General features: G+C 58.9%; 19 protein-coding genes. 5 read left to right on the forward strand and 14 right to left on the reverse strand.

Annotated features, from left to right (window positions below):
* Positions 1 to 121 precede the first annotated feature (121 nt).
* Complete coding sequence (locus OW493_RS08590; RefSeq protein ID WP_052384648.1) at positions 122 to 868, reverse strand: ribonuclease activity regulator RraA; 747 nt, start codon at positions 866 to 868, stop codon at positions 122 to 124.
* Between the two features lie 502 nt (positions 869 to 1,370).
* On the opposite strand from OW493_RS08590, the gene uxuA reads away from it, so the two are divergent.
* Entirely contained in the window at positions 1,371 to 2,549 is a 1,179-nt protein-coding gene (uxuA, locus tag OW493_RS08595) for a mannonate dehydratase (RefSeq protein ID WP_289863862.1), read from the forward strand.
* Between the two features lie 225 nt (positions 2,550 to 2,774).
* On the opposite strand, the gene OW493_RS08600 is transcribed toward uxuA, so the two are convergent.
* Positions 2,775 to 3,152 carry a cupin domain-containing protein gene (locus OW493_RS08600; RefSeq protein ID WP_216060851.1) on the reverse strand — a complete coding sequence of 126 codons (378 nt, stop codon included), beginning with the start codon at positions 3,150 to 3,152 and terminating at the stop codon, positions 2,775 to 2,777.
* Between the two features lie 112 nt (positions 3,153 to 3,264).
* Here OW493_RS08600 and OW493_RS08605 point away from each other — a divergent pair, with 112 nt between their 5' ends.
* Positions 3,265 to 4,098 (forward strand): helix-turn-helix transcriptional regulator, encoded by an 834-nt coding sequence (locus tag OW493_RS08605; RefSeq protein ID WP_216060850.1) that lies wholly within the window; start codon positions 3,265 to 3,267, stop codon positions 4,096 to 4,098.
* An 87-nt stretch (positions 4,099 to 4,185) separates the two neighbouring features.
* Here OW493_RS08605 and OW493_RS08610 read toward each other — a convergent pair whose 3' ends face one another.
* The 12 genes from OW493_RS08610 to OW493_RS08665 form a co-directional block, all read right to left on the reverse strand.
* Positions 4,186 to 5,190 carry a TRAP transporter substrate-binding protein gene (locus tag OW493_RS08610; protein ID WP_289863863.1) on the reverse strand — a complete coding sequence of 335 codons (1,005 nt, stop codon included), beginning with the start codon at positions 5,188 to 5,190 and terminating at the stop codon, positions 4,186 to 4,188.
* A gap of 34 nt (positions 5,191 to 5,224) precedes the next feature.
* On the reverse strand, positions 5,225 to 6,682 hold the full coding sequence (aldA, locus tag OW493_RS08615; protein ID WP_289863864.1) for an aldehyde dehydrogenase: 1,458 nt from the start codon (positions 6,680 to 6,682) through the stop codon (positions 5,225 to 5,227).
* A gap of 12 nt (positions 6,683 to 6,694) precedes the next feature.
* Positions 6,695 to 7,999, reverse strand: coding sequence for an FAD-binding oxidoreductase (locus OW493_RS08620; protein ID WP_216060848.1), 1,305 nt, complete (start codon positions 7,997 to 7,999; stop codon positions 6,695 to 6,697).
* Between the two features lie 316 nt (positions 8,000 to 8,315).
* Positions 8,316 to 9,185, reverse strand: coding sequence for a DUF4437 domain-containing protein (locus tag OW493_RS08625; RefSeq protein ID WP_289863865.1), 870 nt, complete (start codon positions 9,183 to 9,185; stop codon positions 8,316 to 8,318).
* Between the two features lie 414 nt (positions 9,186 to 9,599).
* A complete protein-coding gene (locus OW493_RS08630; protein WP_289863866.1) occupies positions 9,600 to 10,907 on the reverse strand; it encodes a TRAP transporter large permease in 1,308 nt (435 codons plus the stop codon).
* Complete coding sequence (locus OW493_RS08635) at positions 10,904 to 11,521, reverse strand: TRAP transporter small permease subunit (protein WP_289863867.1); 618 nt, start codon at positions 11,519 to 11,521, stop codon at positions 10,904 to 10,906. Before OW493_RS08635 ends, OW493_RS08630 begins: the two co-directional genes overlap by 4 nt.
* A gap of 155 nt (positions 11,522 to 11,676) precedes the next feature.
* Positions 11,677 to 12,741 carry a TRAP transporter substrate-binding protein gene (locus OW493_RS08640; protein WP_141391709.1) on the reverse strand — a complete coding sequence of 355 codons (1,065 nt, stop codon included), beginning with the start codon at positions 12,739 to 12,741 and terminating at the stop codon, positions 11,677 to 11,679.
* Positions 12,742 to 12,924: 183 nt separating this feature from the next.
* Entirely contained in the window at positions 12,925 to 14,067 is a 1,143-nt protein-coding gene (locus tag OW493_RS08645) for a LacI family DNA-binding transcriptional regulator (RefSeq protein ID WP_176494168.1), read from the reverse strand.
* A gap of 210 nt (positions 14,068 to 14,277) precedes the next feature.
* Positions 14,278 to 15,291 (reverse strand): D-glycerate dehydrogenase, encoded by a 1,014-nt coding sequence (locus tag OW493_RS08650; RefSeq protein WP_077377677.1) that lies wholly within the window; start codon positions 15,289 to 15,291, stop codon positions 14,278 to 14,280.
* Between the two features lie 163 nt (positions 15,292 to 15,454).
* Positions 15,455 to 16,477, reverse strand: coding sequence for a sugar kinase (locus OW493_RS08655; RefSeq protein WP_176503916.1), 1,023 nt, complete (start codon positions 16,475 to 16,477; stop codon positions 15,455 to 15,457).
* Between the two features lie 144 nt (positions 16,478 to 16,621).
* Positions 16,622 to 18,217, reverse strand: coding sequence for an aldehyde dehydrogenase (NADP(+)) (locus OW493_RS08660; RefSeq protein WP_284728985.1), 1,596 nt, complete (start codon positions 18,215 to 18,217; stop codon positions 16,622 to 16,624).
* Between the two features lie 222 nt (positions 18,218 to 18,439).
* Positions 18,440 to 19,216, reverse strand: a complete 777-nt coding sequence (locus OW493_RS08665) for an SDR family oxidoreductase (RefSeq protein ID WP_271302828.1) — start codon at positions 19,214 to 19,216, stop codon at positions 18,440 to 18,442.
* A 647-nt stretch (positions 19,217 to 19,863) separates the two neighbouring features.
* Here OW493_RS08665 and OW493_RS08670 point away from each other — a divergent pair.
* The 3 genes from OW493_RS08670 to OW493_RS08680 all read left to right on the forward strand — a co-directional run bounded on the left by OW493_RS08670 (position 19,864) and on the right by OW493_RS08680 (position 22,896).
* Positions 19,864 to 20,829, forward strand: a complete 966-nt coding sequence (locus OW493_RS08670; protein WP_077377584.1) for a tripartite tricarboxylate transporter substrate binding protein — start codon at positions 19,864 to 19,866, stop codon at positions 20,827 to 20,829.
* Between the two features lie 76 nt (positions 20,830 to 20,905).
* A complete protein-coding gene (locus OW493_RS08675; protein WP_084208377.1) occupies positions 20,906 to 21,376 on the forward strand; it encodes a tripartite tricarboxylate transporter TctB family protein in 471 nt (156 codons plus the stop codon).
* Entirely contained in the window at positions 21,376 to 22,896 is a 1,521-nt protein-coding gene (locus OW493_RS08680) for a tripartite tricarboxylate transporter permease (RefSeq protein WP_258038306.1), read from the forward strand. Before OW493_RS08675 ends, OW493_RS08680 begins: the two co-directional genes overlap by 1 nt.
* Positions 22,897 to 22,917 lie beyond the last annotated feature (21 nt).

Below are 22,917 nucleotides of genomic sequence, written 5' to 3' on the forward strand. Positions count from 1 at the left end.
TCCAGTGTTGTTATGGTTGTGGTCACTTGAGGCGCATTGAGGCAGGAGGGATGGCGGACGACAGGTCGGCGTGGCCTGTCGTCCGTGGCCGCCGTGGACAAGACGGCGGCTGGCGAGCCGATTACTGCTTGGCGGCCATATAGCGTTCGAATTCTGCGCGTGCTTCGTCGGTCGGCGGATACAGACCGATCACCGGCGTGCCGTTGCGTACCTTTTCCAGCACGTAATCCTCGAAATCTTCCATCTGGCTGGCTTCCTCGGCGATCTCGTCGGCCAGTTCCAGCGGCACGACCATGACACCATCGGCATCGCCGACCAGCACATCGCCCGGGAAGACCGGCACGCCACCGCAACCGATCGGCACCTGCAGTTCTACCGCGTGATGCTTGGTCAGGTTGGTCGGTGCGCTCGGCTTGGCGCAGAAGATCGGCAAGTTCATCTCGGCGGCGGCGCCTGAATCACGAATGCCGGCATCGGAGACGAAGCCCGCGCACTGACGATACTCCAGACGTGTCAGCAGAATGCTGCCGGCGCTGGCGGCCGAGGCGTCCTGGCGGCAGTCAGACACCATCACGTGACCGGCCGGGACGGTTTCCACCGCCAGACGCTGCGGGTGCTTGGGGTCGCGGAAGGCGGCGACGGTATCGATGTCTTCCCGCGCCGGGATGTAACGCAGCGTGAAGGCCTGGCCCACCATCTGGGTGGTCCTGTTGTTCATCTGCACCACGTTCTGGATGAAGGTGTTGCGCAGACCGCGCTTGAACAGCAGGGTGTGCAGGGAAGCGGTGGAGGCGCGCATCAAACGCTCGCGGGTCACGGAGGAGAGCTCGGCGTAGCTGGGATGCTCTGTGGAGGTAATGGCAGTCATATGGCGTCCGTCGTCAGTATAGGTAAGGAGTCTCGGCTCTCGGCAACGTGCCTGGCCCAAGTGATCAGTCGACACGTGCGTCTGATGTGTTTTCGAGACTCACTATAGGGGGGAAGGGGTGACTGATCAAACAAATATTGACAACTTTTGATGAGCAATAAGTCTAGTGTCGTGACCCAAAAAGCGCGTCTTGGTGGCCGCCAACAGACATGTCACGAAAGGGGTGTGGCAGCGATTGCGCAAGGAGGAATGATGGTGAGCTATTGGGTAATGATAGCAAACTACTGATTGCAAGGGGTTTTTTGTGAGGTGTGAGCGCGATGGGTATCTGGTCGGCCTGGTATCTCGAGACGCGATCAAGGGTTGAGCCCATCTTCAGAGGGAAGTGCGCCCGGTGAGCCGCTCGCCGGTAGCGACATAGGTCGCATGGCAGCAGCTGATACAAGTTGTCATATTTTGTCGGCAGGTGGCATTTGCCCCCTTTGACCGTCAAGGAGATGACATGGAAGCGACATGGCGCTGGTTCGGTCCCGCGGACCCCATCACGCTCGAGGAAATTCGCCAGACCGGCGCGACAGGTATCGTGACGGCGCTGCATGAGATTCCCAACGGCGAGGTCTGGCCGCTGGAGGCCATTCGTGAGCGCAAGGCGCAGATCGAGGCGGCTGGGCTCAGGTGGTCGGTGGTCGAGAGCATTCCGGTGCATGAGAGCATCAAGCAGGCCGCGCCCGGCAGTGATCGCCATATCGCCAACTATCAGCAGTCGCTGCGCCACCTGGCGGAATGCGGGATCGGCACCGTGTGCTACAACTTCATGCCGGTGCTGGACTGGACGCGCACCGACCTCGCCTGGCAGCTGCCGGAGGGCGGCACGGCGTTGCGTTTTGATCAGGATGCCTTCGCGGCCTTTGATCTCTATCTACTGGAGCGCCCCGGCGCTGAGCACGAGTACAGCAGCGAAGAGCAGCAGGCCGCGCTCAGGCATCTGGCGTCGCTCGATGATGCCGGGCGTGAGAAGTTGATCCGCACCATCATCGCGGGGCTGCCGGGGGCGGAAGAAGGCTACACGCTGGCCCAGTTCCGAGCGGCGCTTGCGGCCTATGATGGTATCGATGCCGCGCGACTGCGCCAGCACCTGGCCACCTTCCTCAAGGCCATCGTGCCGGTGGCGGAAGAGGTCGGCATTCGACTGGCCATTCACCCTGATGATCCGCCGCGGCCGATGTTTGGCCTGCCGCGCGTGGTCTCGAGCATGGTGGATGCCGATTGGCTGCTGGGTGTCGTGCCCAGCCCCGCCAATGGCCTGACGTTCTGCACCGGCTCCTACGGGGCCAATCCGGAGATCGACCTGTGCATCATGGCGCGGCGCTTCGCCCCTCATATCCACTTTGCCCATCTGCGGGCCACTGGGCGTGATAGCGAGGACAAGCGCTCCTTCCATGAGGCTGAACATCTCGAGGGCGACCTGGACATGGTGGACATCATCAGCGTGCTGGTGGCGGAGGAGCGCCGTCGCCTGGTGTCTGGTGGCGCGCCCTTGCCGATGCGCCCGGACCATGGCCACCACATTCTGGATGATGCACGCCGCGACACCCGCCCCGGCTATCCCCTCTATGGCCGCATGAAAGGGCTGGCGGAAATCCGTGGCCTTGAAATGGCGATCCAACGGTTGGCGACCTAGCGGCTGGCGATCCAGCGTTTGGTATAACGGCGTCGCGTGATGACAGATACACAAACGGCCACCTCATGGGTGGCCGTTTGTGTATCTGTATGGTGTCATGCATGCCTCACGTTGTTTTGAGCTTTTTTGCTTGAGGAGCATTACGACGTGAGGCATTGATGCGGAAATGGACTTCGTGCTAAAGATGAGAGCTGGCACAAATGCTGATGGCGCTCATCTCAGAGTTTATTGGTCTTGCATGTTGGCATCGGTGATGACGAAATATTTCTTTACGTAGTTTTCGACTGACCATTCAGTTTTCAAACCTGGCTCCATGACAAAGGCATCGCCGGTAGTGACAAAGTGGGTCTCTCCAGTGCCAAGGTTTTTCACCTGAGCTGATCCTTCTATTATGTAGCAGAACTCGATTATACCATCCATCGTTGCAAGGTGGCTGCCTGCCTGACAGTCCCAGGTTCCGAATCGTGCGCCTGCTGCTGTATTGTTGCAGTATAGCCAGACGTTCTGCTGTGGATTTCCGGCTGTGGCGCACGATGAGATATCCTTTTGAAAAGGAGCGACATCGGTGCTGGAAAATGGAATGAATCTGGGGATGGAATTCATATGAGTCCTCTGGGGTTGAAAATAAGAATCGAAGATATCTTCAGTAGAGTGATCAATGATCTTCGAATAACGTTATCGAATAGCTATTTATAACAAGACAACGAGAATCAAAATGAGCACTCGACAGGTAAAGCAGAATTTCTCAGCTAACTTGCAGCATCTTTGTCATTTTTATTCCTCTGCGTCCGAGGTCTGCAGAAAGATCGGAATCAATCGGCAACAGTTCAATCGCTATCTGCATGGTGAATGCTTACCCTCTTTTTCCAACATGAAGAAAATATGTGACTTCTTTGGTGTGGAAAGTGAAGAGATCACTATCGATAATCATGACTTTTGCAAGAAGATATCTCCTGTCAAGGCAGATGATTCCGAAGATGCGACTGCAAAACTTGTAAAACGCCTGCATCCCGTCATCACCAACCATGGTGAATCATTGCAGAGATTTGTAGGGTATTATTACCGATACTTCATCTCGCATGGCTACCCGGGGCATATCTATCGGTCGTTCAATCATATTTACCAAGAAGATGGAGTCACGTATCTCAAGCACATAGAGCGCGTGCGCAAGACGGATGTTTCACTCGGCGGTGGCTCTTCTGTCAAATACGATGGAGTCGTCATTATGATGGCCAATAGAATTTTCATTGTAGAGACAGAACCCTTTCTGAATGCGACAGTGTCAGAAACCATTCTGGCGCCCAATAATCGACCTTCTGAACATTATATACCTGGTCTACAATTATACGCTTCTGCATGTAGTAACCATTATCCCGTGGCTGCGCGGGTGATCTTTGAGTTTCTCGGCAAGAATATCAATGTCAGGGAAGCAATGCGTAAATGTCGCCTGGTACATCATGAGGAGGATGATATTCCTCTCTCCATTCGTGAAGCGATCAAGAATACAATATCACCATCGGATATGCTGTTGCATCCAGCAAAATTATAGACCTCATGGTGCACTCTCTATCTTCCTTCGTGTATTCATGAAGAGCACAGTAGGGAGGGCTGATGGTTCAAGCCCTCCCTTTCTGATCTATTCCTGAATTGGTTCACGCCCTAGCGTGGTCAATGCTTTATTGATATTGTCAAGCCCGATGGTTTCATAGTAATTTGGCCAGACATTCTTGACTACCTTTTCTCTCCATTCTGATTCATCAAGAGATGTGATCTTCATGCCCTGTGTCTTCAATGACTCAATAGCGGATTCCTCTTCGCGCTGAAGGAACTTGAAGCTCTCTTCTGTTGCGAGTTTCCCTGCTTTGAGAATGGCAGATTGGACCTCTTTGGGCTGAGATTGGAAAATCGACTCAGACATGATCAAAGGTTCCAGAAGGAAGTTGTAGTGCAGCCGAGATAAATAATTCTGCACTTCGTAAAACTTGGATTTTTCAATGTCAATAACCGAGAGGTCTTGTCCATCCACTACTTTTTGTTGCAGAGCAGTAAAGACTTCAGACCATGCCATGGGAGTTGGGTTGATCCCCCAGGCACGGTAAGTATCGATCATGATTTCATTCTTGGGAACACGAATAACCAATCCCTGGAGGTCATCAAGTGTCTTGATTTCTCGTTTTGAGTTGGTCAGATACCGGAAGCCAGATAGACTCCATCCGACGATTCTAACGCCTGCATCACGCACTGTATTGTCAACGACAGACTGAGCTGCATCACTCTTCAGGACCTTCATGACATCATCTTCATTGTTGAAGATGTAAGGAAGCGTGAATAGTCCAGAGGTCGGGGAAAAGGGAGTGATATTGTTGATTGCGACAACAGAGAAGTCGAGCAACCCCATCGCGGCGTCATTCACGGTACTTTGTTCTGTTCCAAGTTGACTATTGACGAAGAGATCAGTCGAGTACTTCCCATTCGTGAGTGATTCAAGCTCTTCTGAGAACTGGGATGCCATGAAATACTGAGAACCGCTTTCTGGTCCACCCAATGCGATCTTGAATGTTTCATCAGCTTGTACGCAAGAGAATGCTGAGGGGATCATCAATGCAGCTGTCACTATTGATGCGATTTTCTTGAGTTTCATTGTTTCACCTTTTGTAATTATATTGGTTCGAGAATCAATTTTCCTGAAGGGTGCTACGATGGCGAGATTGCCAATATGTCACTTGTGTCTCCATATAGTCGTACAAACCGTGTTTACCATCTGTTCCTCCTATCCCTGATTGCCGGCGCCCTGCATGATATCCTTGCATGGTCTCGATGTTCTCACGATTGACATATACCTCACCAAACGCAAGATTCTCACATGCATATCCTATTTCATTGATGTCATCAGAGTAGACTGAAGAGGACAAGCCATATCTTGAGTCATTGGCCAGGTGAACTGCTTGCAATATATCATCCACGATCATGACAGGAAGTACTGGTCCGAATATCTCTTCTTGCATGATTGCCATGGAATTATCTTCTACGACGAGCAGAGTTGGTTGGTAATGAGCGCCATTCGTCTTCACTGAACGTGATCCACCACATAGTAGTTGTGCGCCATCTGCGATGGAGTCATTTACCATTTTCTCTATCTTTTCGAGCGCATTGAAGTTGATCAACGGCCCCATTTCTACCATCTGATCTTCGATGGAATCGCCAAAGGTCGTCTCTTTGAAGGCCTGGGTCAATTTACCCAGAAACTCATCTGCAATGGCTCGTTCTACATATACTCGTTCTACGCAGATACAAGTCTGGCCTGCATTTATGATTTTGGAATCTTTTATGGCTTGCACTGCAAGATCAATATCTGCTTTTCTTGAAACAATGGCGGGAGCTTTTCCTCCTAGCTCAAGGTTGACCTTTGTTATGGTCTGAGAACATGAGGCCATGATCTTCTTTCCTGTTTCAACACTACCTGTAAAACTGATCATGCCGACTTCAGGTTGCTTGCAAAGGTGGTCGCCTGCAAGGCCATCGCCATAGATAATATTGCAGACACCCGGAGGAATTCCGATCTTGTGCAATATATGTGCAAATATATCGCAACAGTCAGGTGTTTCTTCACTTGGCTTTATGATTAGGGTATTGCCCGAAAGAAGAGCAGGGGCAAATTTACGCACTATCATGAAGAAAGGGAAGTTCCAGGGCAGAATGGCACCTACGACCCCGATCGGCTTTCTGCTAAGGTAAAGTGTTTCACCTTCTCTGTCGCTTTCCAGAACTTCACCTTCGATGCGGCGTGCCCACCCAGCAACGTAGAGCAAGTATTGTGCAGCACCTGCGACTTCAGCATTAGCCTGGGGAAGTGTCTTGCCTTGTTCCTTGACAAGCTGGAGAGCGATAACTTCCTGTTGACGCATCACTTCTTCAGCTATGAGGAGGAGGTATTCAGCACGCTTTGTCGTTTTCAGGCGAGCCCACTCAGGTTGTGCATCCTGAGCTGCCATGATGGCCATTCTGACATCATGCTCGTTGCTATTGTGAAAGACACTGATGATGTCTTGTGTGTTGGGGTCAATATTCTTCAGTGAATTTTTTTCACGGTAGTCAGTGAAGCTTGAATTGATATAGTTGTGTATTTTTCTCATGTCATGATCCCTTTAGGCAACGCCAGATATCTTGATATCCCAACGGTCACGTGTTTCTAGGTAGGGTATTACTAGCCCGATGGCGAGTGACTTCGCATCGGAGAAGCGGTACCGCGGAAGATCAGTTGTGGGAATGTCCAAATCTTTTGAGGCTTTCCCCAGCACTCTTTGTGCCATGACTCTACCCATCGTACTGCCCATTGCGACGCCACGACCATTGAATCCAAGTCCTGCAAGAATTCCTGGGGCTGGCTCATGAAGGTGAGGCAGCAGGTCAGGAGTAAAGGCAACACGCCCTCCCCAGAAGTATTCAATGTCATTTTCTGAAATACTGGGGTAGACAGTCTTGAATGCAGTAATCAATCGTCGCTTGTCGGAAGCTAGAGAGCACTCCGGAGTCCTCCCGAGACTGCCGAGAAGGATACGGTTGCGATTGTCTCGTCGTGAGTAGTAAATGACACGTCGCGTATCAGCGATCGTATGGCCTTCGGGCAATATCTTCTTATATTGTTCATTTGAAAGTGGTTTGGTTGCTGCTTGCAAGCTGACAAGGGGAATGAATGTCTTGTTCAATCCTGCTAGTACATTATCCGTATAGCCATTGGTGCAGAAGAGTACCCAATCACTGAGAACGCTGCCATCATGGAAGTTGACACGCCATTTATTTCCTTCAGGCACGACGCTTGTGACTCGTGTGTTTCCATGAATTTTGCCACCCATGGAAGATATTTTCTTGGCCATGCTACGGCAATAGGATAGCGGATGAATACAGCCAGCCGACTTTGTCAAAGTTCCAATCCGATAGGAGTTGGAACCTGATAGGCGAAGGAGTTCTTCTGTATCAATCATCTCGATATCCAGGCCTTCACGTGCCCACCCCTGCTGCATGGAGTGCAGGCTTTTCTCTGCCTTTCGGCAGTGCGCTGCTCTTATCCATCCTTTTTGAACAGGCTCACAGTCAAGGTTATTGCTCTTGATGACTGAAAAGAGTTCGTCAGCGGAGTTGATATAGGCCTGTGACAAGCGTGTGCCGAAGACATCACCGAGCTTGCTTCTCATCTGATCGGGTGTTTCGTGTGCCATTGGATTGACTTGGCCGCCCGTTCTTCCTGATGCTCCAAAGCCGGGCTCCTGGCTGTCCAGAATCATGACATTGGTGCCTTGGCTGACAAGTTCAAACCCGGCTCGTAGCCCCGTGAAGCCGGCACCGATAATGGTGACATCCGCTTGATGATGATCATGCAGCGCAGGATATTCCGTTCTTTCGATTGCTGTCTGGCTCCATAGAGAGATGCCAGGCTTCGAAGAGTTCGTCATGAATTTTTCCTGTTGTTGATATTATGTTTCGAGCATATCAACACGTTCTTGCCGTCTGCCATTCACCTCTTTACGCTGTTTTAAGCAGTTGAGCTGAATATGTTTCGCACATCAATATCTGCAGGAGGTGATGGGGCATTATCCAACAATATTCGTCGAGGGCATTATCCTGATGTCATCATGTTGATGAAGGCTGGAAGGAGATGGTTGGCTGTGATGCGGCAGACACTGATCCTGTTTGAATACAAACGGCCACCCATGGGTGGCCGTTGTCGTTACCGCAGATAGGCGCGCCAAGCCGCGCATGGCTCAATTTTCACTCCTCGACGATGTCGAAATCACCATTGGTACGCACGTAGAGCAGGGTCTCGCCGTCGGCGCCGGTGGAGATGTCATGGGTGATCTCGCCCTGAGAGCCGAAGTAGCTGCCAGTCGCCAGGCTCTGGCTGTCGTCCTTGCCTTCGGTCTCGTGGGTCAGGTCGCCCTTGATGACCACGGCGCGGAATTCGTCAGCGTGGCTTTCGATCTCGCCGGAGAAGTCGGCCGGCAGTTTCACCAGGCGGCCGCTCAGCTGGCCGACGTCCGGGTTGCCCCACAGGAAGGCGGTCTTCGGGCCTTGTTCGGCGTCGTCGCTGCCCGGCAGGTTGATCCAGCGGATGTCATTGGCATCCAGCCACACCATGTTGTTCTCTGCGACATTCAGCGGCTCTTCATCGTTGTGGAAGGCCTCGGATTCCGGCTGTACCAGGTAGGGCCCTTCATTGATCTCGATGTAGGCCATGTTGACCTTGTCTCTGGCCGCGGTGATGTGCGATTCCCCTGCCGGCTGGATCCAGAACGAGCCTGCGGGCAGCCACTGCTCATCGGCGTTCTTGTCATCGTTGTGGACCTCGCCCTGGATGACCACGCCACGGTAGGTGATGTTGTGGATGTGGGGCGGTGAGGAGAAGCCTTCGTTGAACTTCACCAGGAAGCCTGAAGCGCCATCCTTGGTGCGGTCGCCCCACAGGTCGCCGGCCGCCGGGCTCTGGTCACCGCGCAGCGGATTCAGGTAGCCCCAGTCGATGTCGGACTGCTGGACGACTTCACTGGACGGTGTGAGCGTGGAGTGGTCATCGGCGTGGGCGGTCATGCTGGCGAAGGCGACCGAGAGGCCGAGAAGAGCAAGAGAGAAGGGACGTTTCATGGTGGCTGCCTGTCTGGTCATGGGAAGAAGGGGGACAATGCCGATGCGCTGGCAATCGACGCAGTGAATCTTGGAACGGGCAGGCGGCGGGATATAGCGGCAGATGGCGTAAAGACTTTCAATCAAAGCATGATAATCAGCCGTTCATCTTGGGCGTGTTATCGGCGCAAAGGCTCAAGACGATGCCATGACCTGTGGCGTGGCGCTCACCCTGAGTTGCGGAGGATTCTTCGACAGATCACGACGTTGGCGCGCTTTTGGGGCGGGTTCGTGCCGCTAGTGTGGCTCGGCCCGCTGGGATGAGGCGGGCAGGAATGAGCCGCTAGGGGAGGCAGAGAGGTATGCGAGGACGAGAAGTTGGCAGTTCCGGACATTCCTCAAACAGTTTTCGGAATGTCCGGATAGTGCGCCGGGTCAGACGAAGTCAGAGGCGATGAGGCGCGGAATGGTCAGCACGAATTCTGGGAACAGGATCATCAACAGGATCACGGCCAGCATCACGCCCAGATACAGCATGGTGGTCGCCATGGCCTTGAGCAGAGGAATGCCGCCTATCTTGGCGGATATCATCAAACACAGGCCGTAGGGCGGCGTGATCAGGCCCAGCCCCAGCGCCATCACGCCGATGACACCGAACTGCACGGGGTGCACACCTGCCGACATCGCCAGCGGATAGAAGATGGGCGCCATGATCGCCATCGCGGGCAGGGCATCCATGAAGGTGCCGATCACCAGCAGCACGATGGTCATCACGATCAACAGCACCGTCGGGTCGGTGATGCTGACGCCCGCCATCAGCTTGGGCGGAATCTGATAGAAGCTGATCAGATAGCCGAAGATGGCCGCGCCCACCAGGCTGAACAGCGACAGCGAGCACAGCCTGACGGTGTCGGTGGAAGCATTGAGCAACTTGGTGAGATCCAGCTCGCGATAGACCACGAAGCCCAGCGCCAGCGCATAGACCACCGCGATCACCGCGGCCTCGGTGGGGGTCACGATGCCCAGGGTGATGCCACCGATGATGACGATCGGAATCCCGGCGGCCAGCAGGCCATCCTTGCCGGAGCTGGCCAGCTCCTTGAGGGTGGCGCGCTTGCGCACCGGCACATCATAGCGGCGGACATAGCGGGTATTGAGCAGCAGCTGAGCCACGCCGATCATCACGCCGGGCAGGATACCGCCCAGAAACAGGCCGGCGATCGAGGTATTGGTCAGTGCGCCCCACACGATCATGTTGATCGACGGCGGGATGATGGTGCCCATCACGGAGGAGGCCGCGGTGACCGCGACGGCGAAGCTGACCGGATAGCCTTCGCGTTTCATGGCCGGAATCAGCACCGTGCCCACGCCGGCACTGTCGGCGGTGGAGGAGCCGGACACCCCTGCAAACAGCATGCTGACCAGTACATTGACGTGGGCCAGCGCGCCACGGAAGTGGCCGACCAGGCGCATGCACAGCGTGATCAGCCGATCGGTGATCCTGGCGGCATTCATCAGGTTGCCGGCCAGCAGGAACAGCGGCACGGCCAGCAGCACGAAGGAATCCATGCCGTTGTACATGCGCTGGAACATGATCCAGTAGGTCAGGCGCGGGTCGAGCAGAATCAGGGTCGTCGCCGTCAGCACCAGCGCCATGGCGATGGGGATGCCGATCACGATCAACACGCCCAGCACGCCGAACAGCAGCCAGGGCATCAGGTAGAGCCAGTCCATTGGCATCATGACAGGGGCCTCCGATCAGTCGCGCCATGCGCATGGCTGGCGATGGCGGGAGACAGAACCGCTTCCGTCTCCTCGGGTATTGCCAGCTCTTCCGCCTCATTGGGCGTATTGAGCGCCTTCTCCATGGCCTGCATGCCGTGCAGCCAGGCATGCAGCAACCGTTGCAGGCTGAACAGCACGATGAAGATGCCGCTGACGATGAATATCGAGTAGACGTAGATCATCGACAGTCCCGAGGCCATGGCACTGCGGCGCAGGCCGGAAAGGGCGAAGTCCTTGCCGTGCAAGATGAACAGTACCCCCAGCAACAGGCAGGCGAGATCACGAATCCAGCGCGTGACGAGATCGGCACGGCTGCCACGCGCAAAGGCTTCCAGCACGAAGTGATCGGCGTGCAGCACCCCGACCGCGGTGCCCAGCATCACCATCCACTGGAAGGCGAAGCGACTGAATTCCTCGGTCCAGAACAGGCGGGGCAGGAAGGCCAGATTGCGACTGGCGATCTGATAGATGATGAAGACGATGAAGCTTGCCAGCAGTACCAGCAAGACGAGATAGAGCAGACGTTCGAGCGTCCGATTCAGGCGTGAGAGCCCTGCGAGCACAGAAGGCATGGCACTGTCCTTTCAAGAAGAGTGCGAGGGAAGGAGAGCGACGACACGAGAGTGATGACACGCGAGGTGACGTGCGCCAGGGGCAGAGGAAGGTGGCGGGGCGCCTGTCCTGAGGCCAGAGTTGGCTGCAGGTGAGGCGCCCCGTCTGACATGCCTTATCTGACGGCGCGTACCTTGTCGTAGATGTCCTGCAGGCCCATCTCGGCGATCACTTCCTTGAGCGGCTCGGCGACGATCTCCTGCATGCGCTCACGGTCGATCTCATGCAGCTTGGCACCCTGCTTCTCCAGCTCCGCGAGGGCTGCCGCATCCTGTTCCAGCTGCACCTTGCGGGCGTAGGCCGCCGCTTCGTGCGCGGATTCCATCAATGTCTTCTGCTGCTGCTCATCCAGATTGTCCCAGGACATCTTGGACATGGTCAGCAGGCGCACGGTGATGTCGTGCTCGGACAGCGCGATGTTGGGGGCGACTTCGTGGAAGCGCATGCGCAGTGTCCATTCCGGCTCATTGAGCAGGCCGTGGATCGCGCCCAGCTGGATGGCGGTGTAGATCTCCTTCCAGGCCACGACGCTCGGCTCGACCCCGAGTGCCTGCCAGGCGACGATCAATGGCTTGGTCGGATTGGTGCGCAGCTTGAGGCCCTTGAGGTCATCGAGTGAGGTGACCTCGCGCGAGCTGACGATGTGGCGCTTGCCGCCACCGAAATAGGCCAGCACCTTCACGTCGGTCTCGTCACTGATCTTCTGGGCGATTTCTTCCCCGACCTCGCCATCCAGCACCTTCTGCCAGTGGTCGACATCGCGATACAGGAACGGGATGGTGAACACGTTGGCGGTGGGCGAGAAGTCGGTGATCAGCCCGGGGCTGACGATGGACATGTCCAGCGCGCCGGCCATCTGCTGCTCGAACATCTCGGTTTCATGGCCCAGCACCGAGTTGCCCATGATGGTCATGGTGATGTCGCCATCGGTCTTCTCGGCGAGCAGGTCTCGCAGGCGCTCGGCGCCGAGCTGGTAGGCGGTATCTTCGGTGCCGGCGTGGCCGAAGCGCAGCTCCATTGCCTGGGCGCTGGCCGAGAAGCCGAGCGTGGCGCCCAGCAGGGTGCCGGTGGTGGCCGCGACGGCCAGCCCCTTGCTCAGCCCTCTGGACAGTCGGGCGCCCACAGGTGAGCGCTGGGAAATGGCAGGGGTGGACGTAGTTGGATTGATCCAATTCAGCATGATGGCGTTTTCCTTGGCGTTGTTTGTTGTTGTGCCTTGCGTCTTTCTGTCTTTCTGTCTTTCTGTCTTGCAGTCTTGCGGCTTGCCAGACCGGCAGTCTCCAGACGGCCGGTCCATGCTCGGGGGTGCGCGGCCAGTCGATGCTCTCCAGGCATGACCCGCCGTTCAGAGAAAGCGTTGGCGTCAGTCCGGGCGAGGCGTCTCGACGATGGCGTCGTCAGGACTCCCGCAGGAGCGGCGTATCTTGAGTTCCGGCGGCATGATGACGCTTTCTCGCTCGCCGCCGGGATTGGCGATCCGTCGCAATGCCAGTCGCGCCGCCTGCTCCCCGATGGCGTAGGGGTGCGTGGCGATACTGGTCAGGGGCGGGTCGCCCAGTTCGGCTTCCTCGACATCATCGGTGCCGATCACGGCACAGTCGCGACCGGGTTCCAGCCCCATCTGGCGCAGGCCCAGCATGGCGCCGAAGGCCACGAGGTCGTTGTGGCAGACCACGGCCGTCGGGCGAGGGCTTTCCTGCATCAGGGTCTTGATCAGCTCATGGCCGACGCGCCGCGTCACGCCATTGCCGCGCACCAGGCGTCGATAGCTCAGGCCGTGATGATCCAGCGCGGCCTGATAACCCAGCCAGCGGTCATGACTGACCGAGTGGTCCGCGCCGCCGATGAAGGCGATGCGCTGATGGCCCAGGCTGACGAGGTGATTGACGGCCATCTCGGCCACGCGCCGGAAATCGGTGCCGGCGTAATCGAAGGGCGGGGCGTCCAGATAGCGCATCACCTGGATGCAGGGCATGCCCCAGTCGGCCAGTTGATGGATCAGGTTCGGGTCTGAGTGTTCGGCGGGGCACAGCAACAGGCCATCGACACGATGTTCACGCATGCGCTCGATGAAGCGCTGCTGACGCTCAGGGGAATCCTCGCTGTTGGCGAGAAATGACACATAGCCTTCCTGATGCAGGGCGGCATCGATCCCCGCGACCATGGAGCCGAAGAAGGGGTTGGCGATGTCATAGACCACCACGCCCAAGGTCGCGGTGCGGCTGCCGCGCATGGCGGCGGCGCCACGGTTGTAGACGTAGCCCAGTGTCTTGATGGAGTCCTGGACCTTCTCGCGGGTGCGTTTCGCCACCAGCGGGCTTTCGCGCAGCACCAGCGAGACTGTGCTGCGCGAGACCTTGGCATGTGCCGCGATATCCTGAAGCGTGATGCTGCTCGAGGCGCTCTGTGATGATGGGGCCTGCGATGACGGGACCTGTGATGACGGGGCCTGCGATGACACCGTGGCATCTGCCTTGGCCGGCGGTGTCGTGATGGGATCTTTCATGGCGTCTTCCCTGGGCGTTTTCTTGTTGTCATCCCGAACTCATGGCCGGGGTGGAGACGTTTTTGGATGGTTCCAAATCCATGTCCAGAGCATAGAGCAATTCGCCCGCGCTCCCCTCAGCACTTTGGTCTGGCAGCCAAGTGTCGAATGGGCGGCGTCACAGGTCTGCCGGCCACCGGTTTGCCGGCCACCGGTTTGCCGGCCACCGGTCTACCGGCGCGTCCAGCTGGCTTCATTGACCGCACTCAGCGGCGATTTCCCCGCCAGTGCCAACAGCAGGTTGTCCAGCGCCCGCTGCGCCATGGCGCGGCGTGTCTCATGGGTGGCAGAGCCGATGTGCGGCAGTGCCACGACCTGTGGCAGGCGCGTCAGCGGTGAACTTGCCGGAAGCGGCTCCTGCTCGAAGACATCCAGCCCGGCGCCGCGGATACCGCCACGCTCGAGACACTCGATCAAGGCCGCTTCATCGATGACACGCCCGCGGGCGATGTTGATCAGGATGGCGCTGGCGGGCATCAGTTCCAGCTCACGCCTGCCGATCAGGCGTTCGGTCTGCTCGCTGAGCGGGACGGTGACGCAGACGAAATCGCTGGTCTTTAGCAAGGTGTCCAGCTCGACGCGGCTCGCGCCCAGTTCGCTCTCCAGCGCAGGCTTGGGGGAGGCATTCGAGTACTGGACCCGCATGCCGAAGCCGAGTGCACCGCGCCGCGCGATCGCCGCGCCGATGCGGCCCATGCCCACCATGCCGAGTGTCTTGCCGTGCACGTCCGTACCGAAGTGAGGCGGTGTGAGGCCACGTGTCCATTGGCCGTCGCGCACCATGTTGGCCAGCTCCACCGCGCGTCGTGCCGTGGCCATGATCAACAGGAAGCCGACATCGGCGGTGGTCTCGGTCAGCACGTCCGGGGTGTTGCACAGCAGGATGCCGCGCGCGTCCATCGCTTCAAGCGGGTAGTTGTCATAGCCCACGGAGACCGTGCAGATCACCCGCAGTGCGGGGGCGGCATCCAGCAGCGCTTCCGTGATCCTGTGTCCAGAGCAGATAAGTCCATGGGCATCGTGCAGGGCGTCGTGCAGTGCCGCATCCAGCGCCTCGGCGCTGTCATGCCCCTCCAGCAGCACGACGTCATGCCGCTCGCGCAGGGTGGCCATCTGCTCCTCATCCAGCGCCTTGAGCACCACGACCTTGCGGCGGGTCACGCACTCGTCAGCGTCACTTGTCATATGGCTGCTACCTCGGGCCGAGTAGTGCTGTGCATGCATCCTTGCCTCCTTGAGAGCGTGGGCGATGAACTGACCGGCAGGCTGCCGTCAGGGGCGTGTCACCCCTGGTCGTGTCGCTACTGGTTGTGTCACCACTGGGTGTCATTGGAAATCGGCCGCGAACTCAGGACACGCTGACGGCATCACCCGCTTCGAGCGCCTTGAGCGTCGCGCGATCCGGCAGGCCCTCCATGTCCCCCCGCACCTGAACGGCACGGCTGCCGAGCAGATTGGCGCGATGCATGGCGTCTTTCGGCGAGAGCCCTTCAAGCAGTGCGCTGACGACACCTACCGCAAAGGCATCGCCTGCCCCCACGGTATCGACGACCTTGTCGACCCGCAGGCCCGGGACGCTGAAGGCGGCTTCCTGGCCGCCGATCATCCCGCGGTAATAGCTGCCCTCAGGGCCCAGCTTGATGATGACGGCCTTGGCACCTTGCTCGAGATAGTGGCCGGCGATGGCCTCAGGCGTCTTCTGGCCGGTCAGTCGCTCACCTTCCGCGAGCCCCGGCAATACCCAGTCGGCGCGGCTTGCCAGCTGATTGAGGGTGTCGCGCATCTCCTGCTCGCTTGACCACAGGGTAGGGCGCAGATTGGGATCGAAGGAAATGCTGGCACCGGACTGGCGGGCCTGTTCGAAGAGATGGAACGATAGTTCACGACAGCTGGGGGAGATGGCCGGCGGAATGCCGGTGGCATGCAGGTGGCGCAGGGCGCTGAAGTCGATGCCATCGGCGTCACTGGCATTCATGCGGCTGGCGGCGCTGCCTTGACGGAAATACTCGACATGCGGATCTTCCCCCTGGCTGGCGCGTGCCTTGAACATCAGGCCGGTAGGGGCATCGCCGTCGCGGGTCAGGTGGCGACAGTCCAGCCCGTTGTCTTCCAGGGTCTGGCGCAGATAGCGCCCGAGGCTGTCGTCGCCCACGCGGCTCAGCCAGCCGACATGAAATCCCAGCCGGGCGAGGCCGATGGCCACGTTGGTATCGGCGCCGGCGATGCGTCGCTCGTAGTGCGAGACCTGTGCAAGATCGCCCTCGCTTTCGGCGACCAGCAGCGCCATGGCTTCGCCAAAGGCGAGGATTTCCAGTGGCGAGGAAGAAGAGAAAGAGGCGGGCGTCGATGACGCGTTGGCTTGCTCAGACATCATGGCGTGTCCTGTGTAGTTGGAGCCGTTCCTTGTGCTTGTCCTGCATGACGACACGGCTGGCGAAGCCGCGCCGTCATGGAAATTGCCGTACTGCGCATTGTCGGTCAGACGTCACTCACTGCACGTCACTTGGGCAATGACTCAGAGCTGGCGCTTGCCGTCCACCAGACGCGGCAGGCCCTGGGTGCCGTCACGCAGGGTCGGGCTCAGCAGTGCCTCAGGCAGATCCTGATAGCAGACCGGACGCAGGAAGCGTTCGATGGCCGCGCTGCCCACCGAGGTGGTGCGGCTGTCAGAGGTTGCCGGCCAGGGGCCACCGTGGACCATCGCCTGACAGACTTCGACACCCGTCGGCCAGCCATTGGCGAGAATGCGACCGGCGCGACGCTCGAGCACCGGCATCAGGGTGCGGGCGGCGTCGATGTCGGCATCGTCCAGGTGCAGGGTGGCGGTCAGCTGGCCTTCCAGGTGCTCGCAGACCGCACGCATCTCGTCCAGATCGCGACAGGCGATGACCAGCGAGCTGGCACCGAAGACTTCTTCCTGCAATGCGGCTTCACTCAGGAAGTCGCTGCCGGTGGTACGGAACAGCGCGGTCTGACACGGACTTGCGTTGTCGCCATCCAGTGCGCCGCGCGCGACTTCCTGTACCTGGGGCAGGGCGGAGAGCTTCTCCACGCCACCCCGGTAGGCGTCGTGGATGCCCGGCGTCAGCATTGTCTGGCAGGCACTGGCCGCGACATTGTCGGCGGCGGTCTTGAGGAAACGCTCCAGCGCTTCGCCTTCGAGGGCCAGCACCAGTCCCGGGTTGGTGCAGAACTGGCCGGCGCCCATGTTGAGCGAGGCGATGAAGGCCTGTCCCAGCCCTTCGGCACGGGCTTCCAGCGCGGCCGGCATCAGCAGTACCGGGTTGATGCTGCTCATCTCGGCGTAGACAGGGATCGGCTGAGGACGTGCCTGGGCGGTCTTGAGCAGTGCGGTACCGCCACTGCGTGACCCGGTGAAGCCCACGGCCTGAATGCGCGGATCATTGACCAGTGCCTGACCCAGGGTGTTGCCGCTGCCGTAGAGCAGCGAGAAGACGCCTTCCGGCAGGTTGCAACGTGTCACGGCGCGCTGGATGGCGCCGCCGACCAGCTCGGACGTCCCCGGGTGAGCGGAGTGTGCCTTGACGATGACCGGGCAGCCAGCCGCCAGTGCCGAGGCGGTATCGCCGCCGGCCACCGAGAAGGCCAGCGGGAAGTTGCTGGCCCCGAAGACGGCGACAGGGCCCAGGCCGATGCGACGCTGGCGCAGGTCGGCGCGCGGCATCGGGCTGCGTTCCGGCATGGCCGGGTCGATGCGCACATCCAGCCACTCACCGGCGCGCACGACGCCGGCGAACAGGCGCAGCTGACCGCAGGTACGGCCACGTTCCCCTTCCAGACGAGCCCGCGGCAGGCCGGTTTCCTGAAGGGCGCGCTCGGTGATCTGCTCGCCGATGGCCTCGATTTCCTCGGCGATGGTCTCGAGGAAGCCGGCGCGGGTTTCAGCATCCGTTTCCCGGAAGCTGTCAAAGGCGTCGTGTGCCAGCTGGCAGGCCAGCTCCACCTCACGGGCACCACCGGCCGGATAGCCCGGCGCCAGGCGCTCACCGTTGGCAGGATTGATGGCGTGTACCGGCTTGCCGTCGGCCAGCAGACTCTGCTGTCCGATGATCTGGTGGCCGCGCAGTGTCGTCTGATCGGAAGGTGACATAAGGCGTCTCTCTTTTCGTGGGGCGTTCTTTTCGTGGGCACAGTCCGGAATGCCCCGCCTCCATCGCCCTCATGGGGCGCGACGCGGGACAAGGGAATGCTCGTCTCGACTGGCGGTGCATGGCGGAACTGTTGCGTGCCGACATGTCATGAGGCCGAGGGCGAGACATTCAGGCTGCTGGGGCGCGTCTCATGGGCGCGATGCCGTCGTGGGCGGTATGCCTCACGGGCACATCTGGCCGCCATTGATGTCGATCACCTGGCCCGTGATGTAGCCACTGGTGGCGTGGGAGGCGAGGAACAGGAAGGTCGGTGCACATTCCTCGGAGGTACCGAAGCGGCCCATGGCGATGCTGCCGGCGATCTTGGCACGCAGCTCTTCGCTCTTGTCGGCGTGGAAGACGGTATCGATGGTGCCCGGCGACACGATGTTGAAGCGCACGTTGTCCTTGGTGAATTCCTTCACCCAGTTGCGGTGCAGGTTGTGCAGCATGGCCTTGGTGCCACCGTACAGGGAGGCGCCGAGACCACCGCCCTCGCGGCCCGCGATGGAGCCGGTGCTGATGACGCTGGCGGTGGTGCCGGAATCCTTGGCGGAGGCCTTCAGATGCGGCATGGCATATTTGGTCGTCATGATCGCCGAGCGCAGGTTCAGGTCCATCACCAGGTCGAAGGCGGCATCGTCCAGGCTCTCGAGTCCGGCACGCACGCCCAGACCACCGGCGTTGTTGACGAGCACGTCCATGCCGCCGAAGGCCTTGGTGAAGTCTTCTATCAGTGCAGCGCAGCCTTCGCTGGTGGACAGGTCGCGCGCGAAATATTCAAAGCGGGCGCCTGTGGCTTCCATCTGGGCGATGGCGTCGCGAGCGGCGTCATCCTGCTGGCGGCTGTTGATGCCGACCACTGCCCCTTCACGGGCGAAGGCCACGGCGGCTGCCAGACCAATACCCTTGGTGGAGCCGGTGATGAGGACTTTCTTCTGCTTGAGATCGGTGAACATGTGGGATTCCTGACGGTGGAAAGCCGTACGCTCTTGGAGGCGGCATGGCGAATGAAAGGTGGAGGAAGTTGCGGCGAGCATTGGCTCCCTCTCGGCACGAGTCACCTTAGCCCAGGCAGACACGATCGACAAACAAATAATGACAACTGGCGAGTAGTGCTTTAGTGCAGTTCGCCGTTGGGTATCTCTGGATCACCCGCCAATGGCACCTGGCAGGACGCGGGCTGGTTTCGGGGCAGGGCAGGCGAGATTTCCTGGAGTGAAGGAAAGGGTGATTTGTCGTGAATTGACAGATAAATCAGTAAAATCAATAAGTTATTCAGGTTTGTCGTGGTTGGGCATGCGCAGGATACGCCGTGGATTGCGGCCATTGGATAAGGGTCTCGCTAGTCCGGTTCGGCTATCCTAGAGGTAGATCCCGTCAGACCCCTACGACAGCCAACCCTTACCTCCCTCCTGATGCTGATTTTTGGATTGGTCTAAAGTTCAAGTTGTCATAACTTGTAAAATTCGTGCATCCCGCTGACACTGATCTCAGTGCCTGGGGCAGCCAACGCCAACCTTCATGACGCTGTCCCACGCTGCAATGCTGCAACAGACATAGCCACGCAACGCCTCCATAACAAGACAACGAGAGAGTCTTCGCCATGCGTAAATTGTCACAAGTCCTCTGTGCCTCCGTGCTGACCCTGTCCGCCTCCGCGGTGATGGCAGCTGACTACCCCTACAAGCCCATCACGCTGATCGTGCCATGGTCTGCCGGTGGTGGCAGCGATGCGGTCGGCCGTCAGCTGGCGGCGGGTCTTCAGGAAGAGCTCGGTCAGCCTGTCAATGTGGTCAACAAGACCGGCGGTTCCGGGGTGGTGGGTCACATGTCCATGAAGATGGCGCGCCCCGACGGTTACACCCTGGGGCTTGGCACCGCAGAGATTGCCACCTATCAGCATATCGGCACCGCGCAGCTGTCCTATGAGGACTTCACGCCCATCGCGCTGCTGAACCTGGATTACGCCTCCTTCACGGTGAACGCCGATTCCGAGTGGAAGACCCTGGATGATGCCCTGTCGGCGCTGAAGGCCAATCCGAGCGATTACACCGTCTCCGGCTCCGCGCCCGGGGCTGCCTATCATCTGTCCTTCGCCGGCTTCCTGGATCAGCAGGGCATCAATCCGAATGACGTGACACTGGTGCCCAGTGAAGGCGCCGCGCCGGGTCTGCAGGAGCTGGCAGCCGGTGGTGTGGATATCGTGTTCTCCTCGCTTCCGGAAATCGAGTCCATGCGCAAGTCCGGACGCGTCAAGGCGCTGGCGGTGCTGGCCAATGATCGTGTCGATTCCTTTGAAGACATTCCGTCCGTCAAGGAAGTCACGGGTGATGACTGGATCCAGGGCTCCTGGCGTGGCCTGGTCGGGCCCAAGGGCCTGCCGGAAGAGGTGACCGCACGCCTGTCAGAAGCCACCGAGAAGGTCTGGAAGTCCGAGCAGTTCCAGGACTTCATGTCCGGTCGCGGTTACGGCACCGTCTGGGAAGATGCCGAAGGTTTCCGTGCCTTCATGAAAGATCAGGATGAGAAGAACGCTGCCACCATCGAAAAGCTGGGCCTGGCCAACTGAACGCGCGGGTCGCCGTGAGCGTCTGCCATTCAGCGTGTTCGACCGTTTCTTCCTGAGTCTTCATGAGTAACCGCACATGCGTACCAACGACAAGGTCACGGGTGTGGTGACGGCAGCCTTCGGGGCTGCCGTCATATATGCCTCCCTCGACTTGAAGAACCTGCCGCGCCAGGAATATGGGGCCGGTACCTTTCCCACGGTCATCGGCGCACTGCTGATGCTGTTCGGAGCCATCCTGCTCGTCCGTGGGCTGCGCAATCGTGAAGTCTGGTTTGCCTGGCAGCACCCTGTGCCACTGATCACCTTCATCATGACATTGGCGGCCATCTGCGCCTCCATCGTGGCCTATATCTACCTGACGCCAGTCATCGGTTTCCCGGTGGTGTCCTTCGTGCTGCTCACGTTGCTGCTCTATGCCTTCCATCATCGTCGCTGGTTGCCTGCCGGTGGTATCGCGCTGGTGGCCACGGGAGTGATATGGGAAGTCTTCGGCCAATTGCTGCACGTTCCGCTTGAGCTGGGCCTGCTGGAAAAGGTGATCTACTGATGAGTGACTTACTGCAAGCCGCCACGATGGTGTTCACGTGGGAAGTGATGCTGATCATTCTGGCAGCCTCCCTCTTCGGGCTCTTCATGGGCGCCATCCCTGGCCTGACGGCCACCATGGCCACGGCACTGCTGGTGCCGGTCACCTTCTTCATGGAGCCGCTGCCGGCCATCGCCGCCATCGTGTCCGCGACTGCCATGGCCATCGTGGCCGGCGACATTCCCGGGGCGTTATTGAGGATTCCCGGCACACCGGCCTCGGCGGTCTATACCGAGGAAGCCTATGCGATGGGCAAGCAGGGCAAGGTCGGGCTGGCACTGGGGCTGAACGTGACCTGCTCGATGATCGGTGGGGTGATCGGGGTGCTGATCCTGGCCTTCTTCGCGCCGCGCATTGCCGAGTTCGCCATCCAGTTCACCAGTGACGAATATTTCTGGCTGGCGCTGCTGGGGCTTTCCTGCGCGATCCTCGTCTCCGGCAGTGACCCGCTCAAGGGCGGGATCTCGATGCTGGCGGGTCTGGTCATCGCGATGGTGGGCATGGACAGCGTCTCGGGGCAGATGCGTTTCACCTTCGGCAACTATGACCTGCTGGCCGGTATCTCCATTCTGCCGGTGCTGATCGGACTGTTCGCGATTTCCGAGCTGATCCGTCGCATGCCGGAAACCCGCAATACCGCGCCGCTGGTGCCGCCCGTCATCAAGCGTCCCTTCGAAGGCGTTGGCGCAGCGCTCTGGAAATACAAGGGCGGTGTCGTTCGCGGCGGTGCCCTGGGGACCGTGATCGGGGCCTTGCCGGGCGCCGGTGCCGATATCGCGTCCTGGATCAGCTACGCCGTGAGCCGCAAGCTCTCCAGGACTCCGGAGAAGTTCGGCAAGGGGCATCCAGAAGGCCTGGTCTCGGCCAGTTCCGCCAACAATGCCTCGTTGTCCGGGGCCTATATTCCGGCCCTGGTCTTCGGGATCCCGGGGGATACGGTCACGGCGATCATCATCGGAGTCCTGATGACCAAGGGCATCACGCCGGGTCCTGACGTCTTCGTCGACCAGGCACCGTTGGTCAATGCCATCTTCATGGTCTTCGTGCTGGCCAATCTGCTGCTGTTGCCGCTGGGCTTCATGGCGATCCGTGGGGCGCGACACATCCTGTCGATTCCCACCGGTATCCTGTTCCCGCTGATCCTGATGTTCTGCATCGTCGGGGCGTTCGCAGCCAACAATGCGATGTTCGATATCTGGATCATGCTCGGTATCGGCCTGGTGGGCTTCTTCATGGCCGAGAACGACTTCCCGGTCGGGCCGATGATTCTGGCGGTGATTCTGGGGCCGATCGTCGAGAGCAACTTCATGCGCTCGATTCTCAAGTCCAATGGGGATCTGACGGCCTTCGTGGATCGTCCCATCGCCATGGTGCTGGCGATTGCCGCAGTGGCGGTCTGGACCATGATCATCGTCAACGGGGTGAAAGCAGGGCGTCGAGTACCGCAGACACCGGCATCGGAACTCCCTCAGGATGCCTGAGTGAGATGACGCGTCGGACCG

The organism is Cobetia sp. 14N.309.X.WAT.E.A4 (genome assembly GCF_030397495.1).
Classification (GTDB): Bacteria; Pseudomonadota; Gammaproteobacteria; order Pseudomonadales; family Halomonadaceae; genus Cobetia; species Cobetia marina.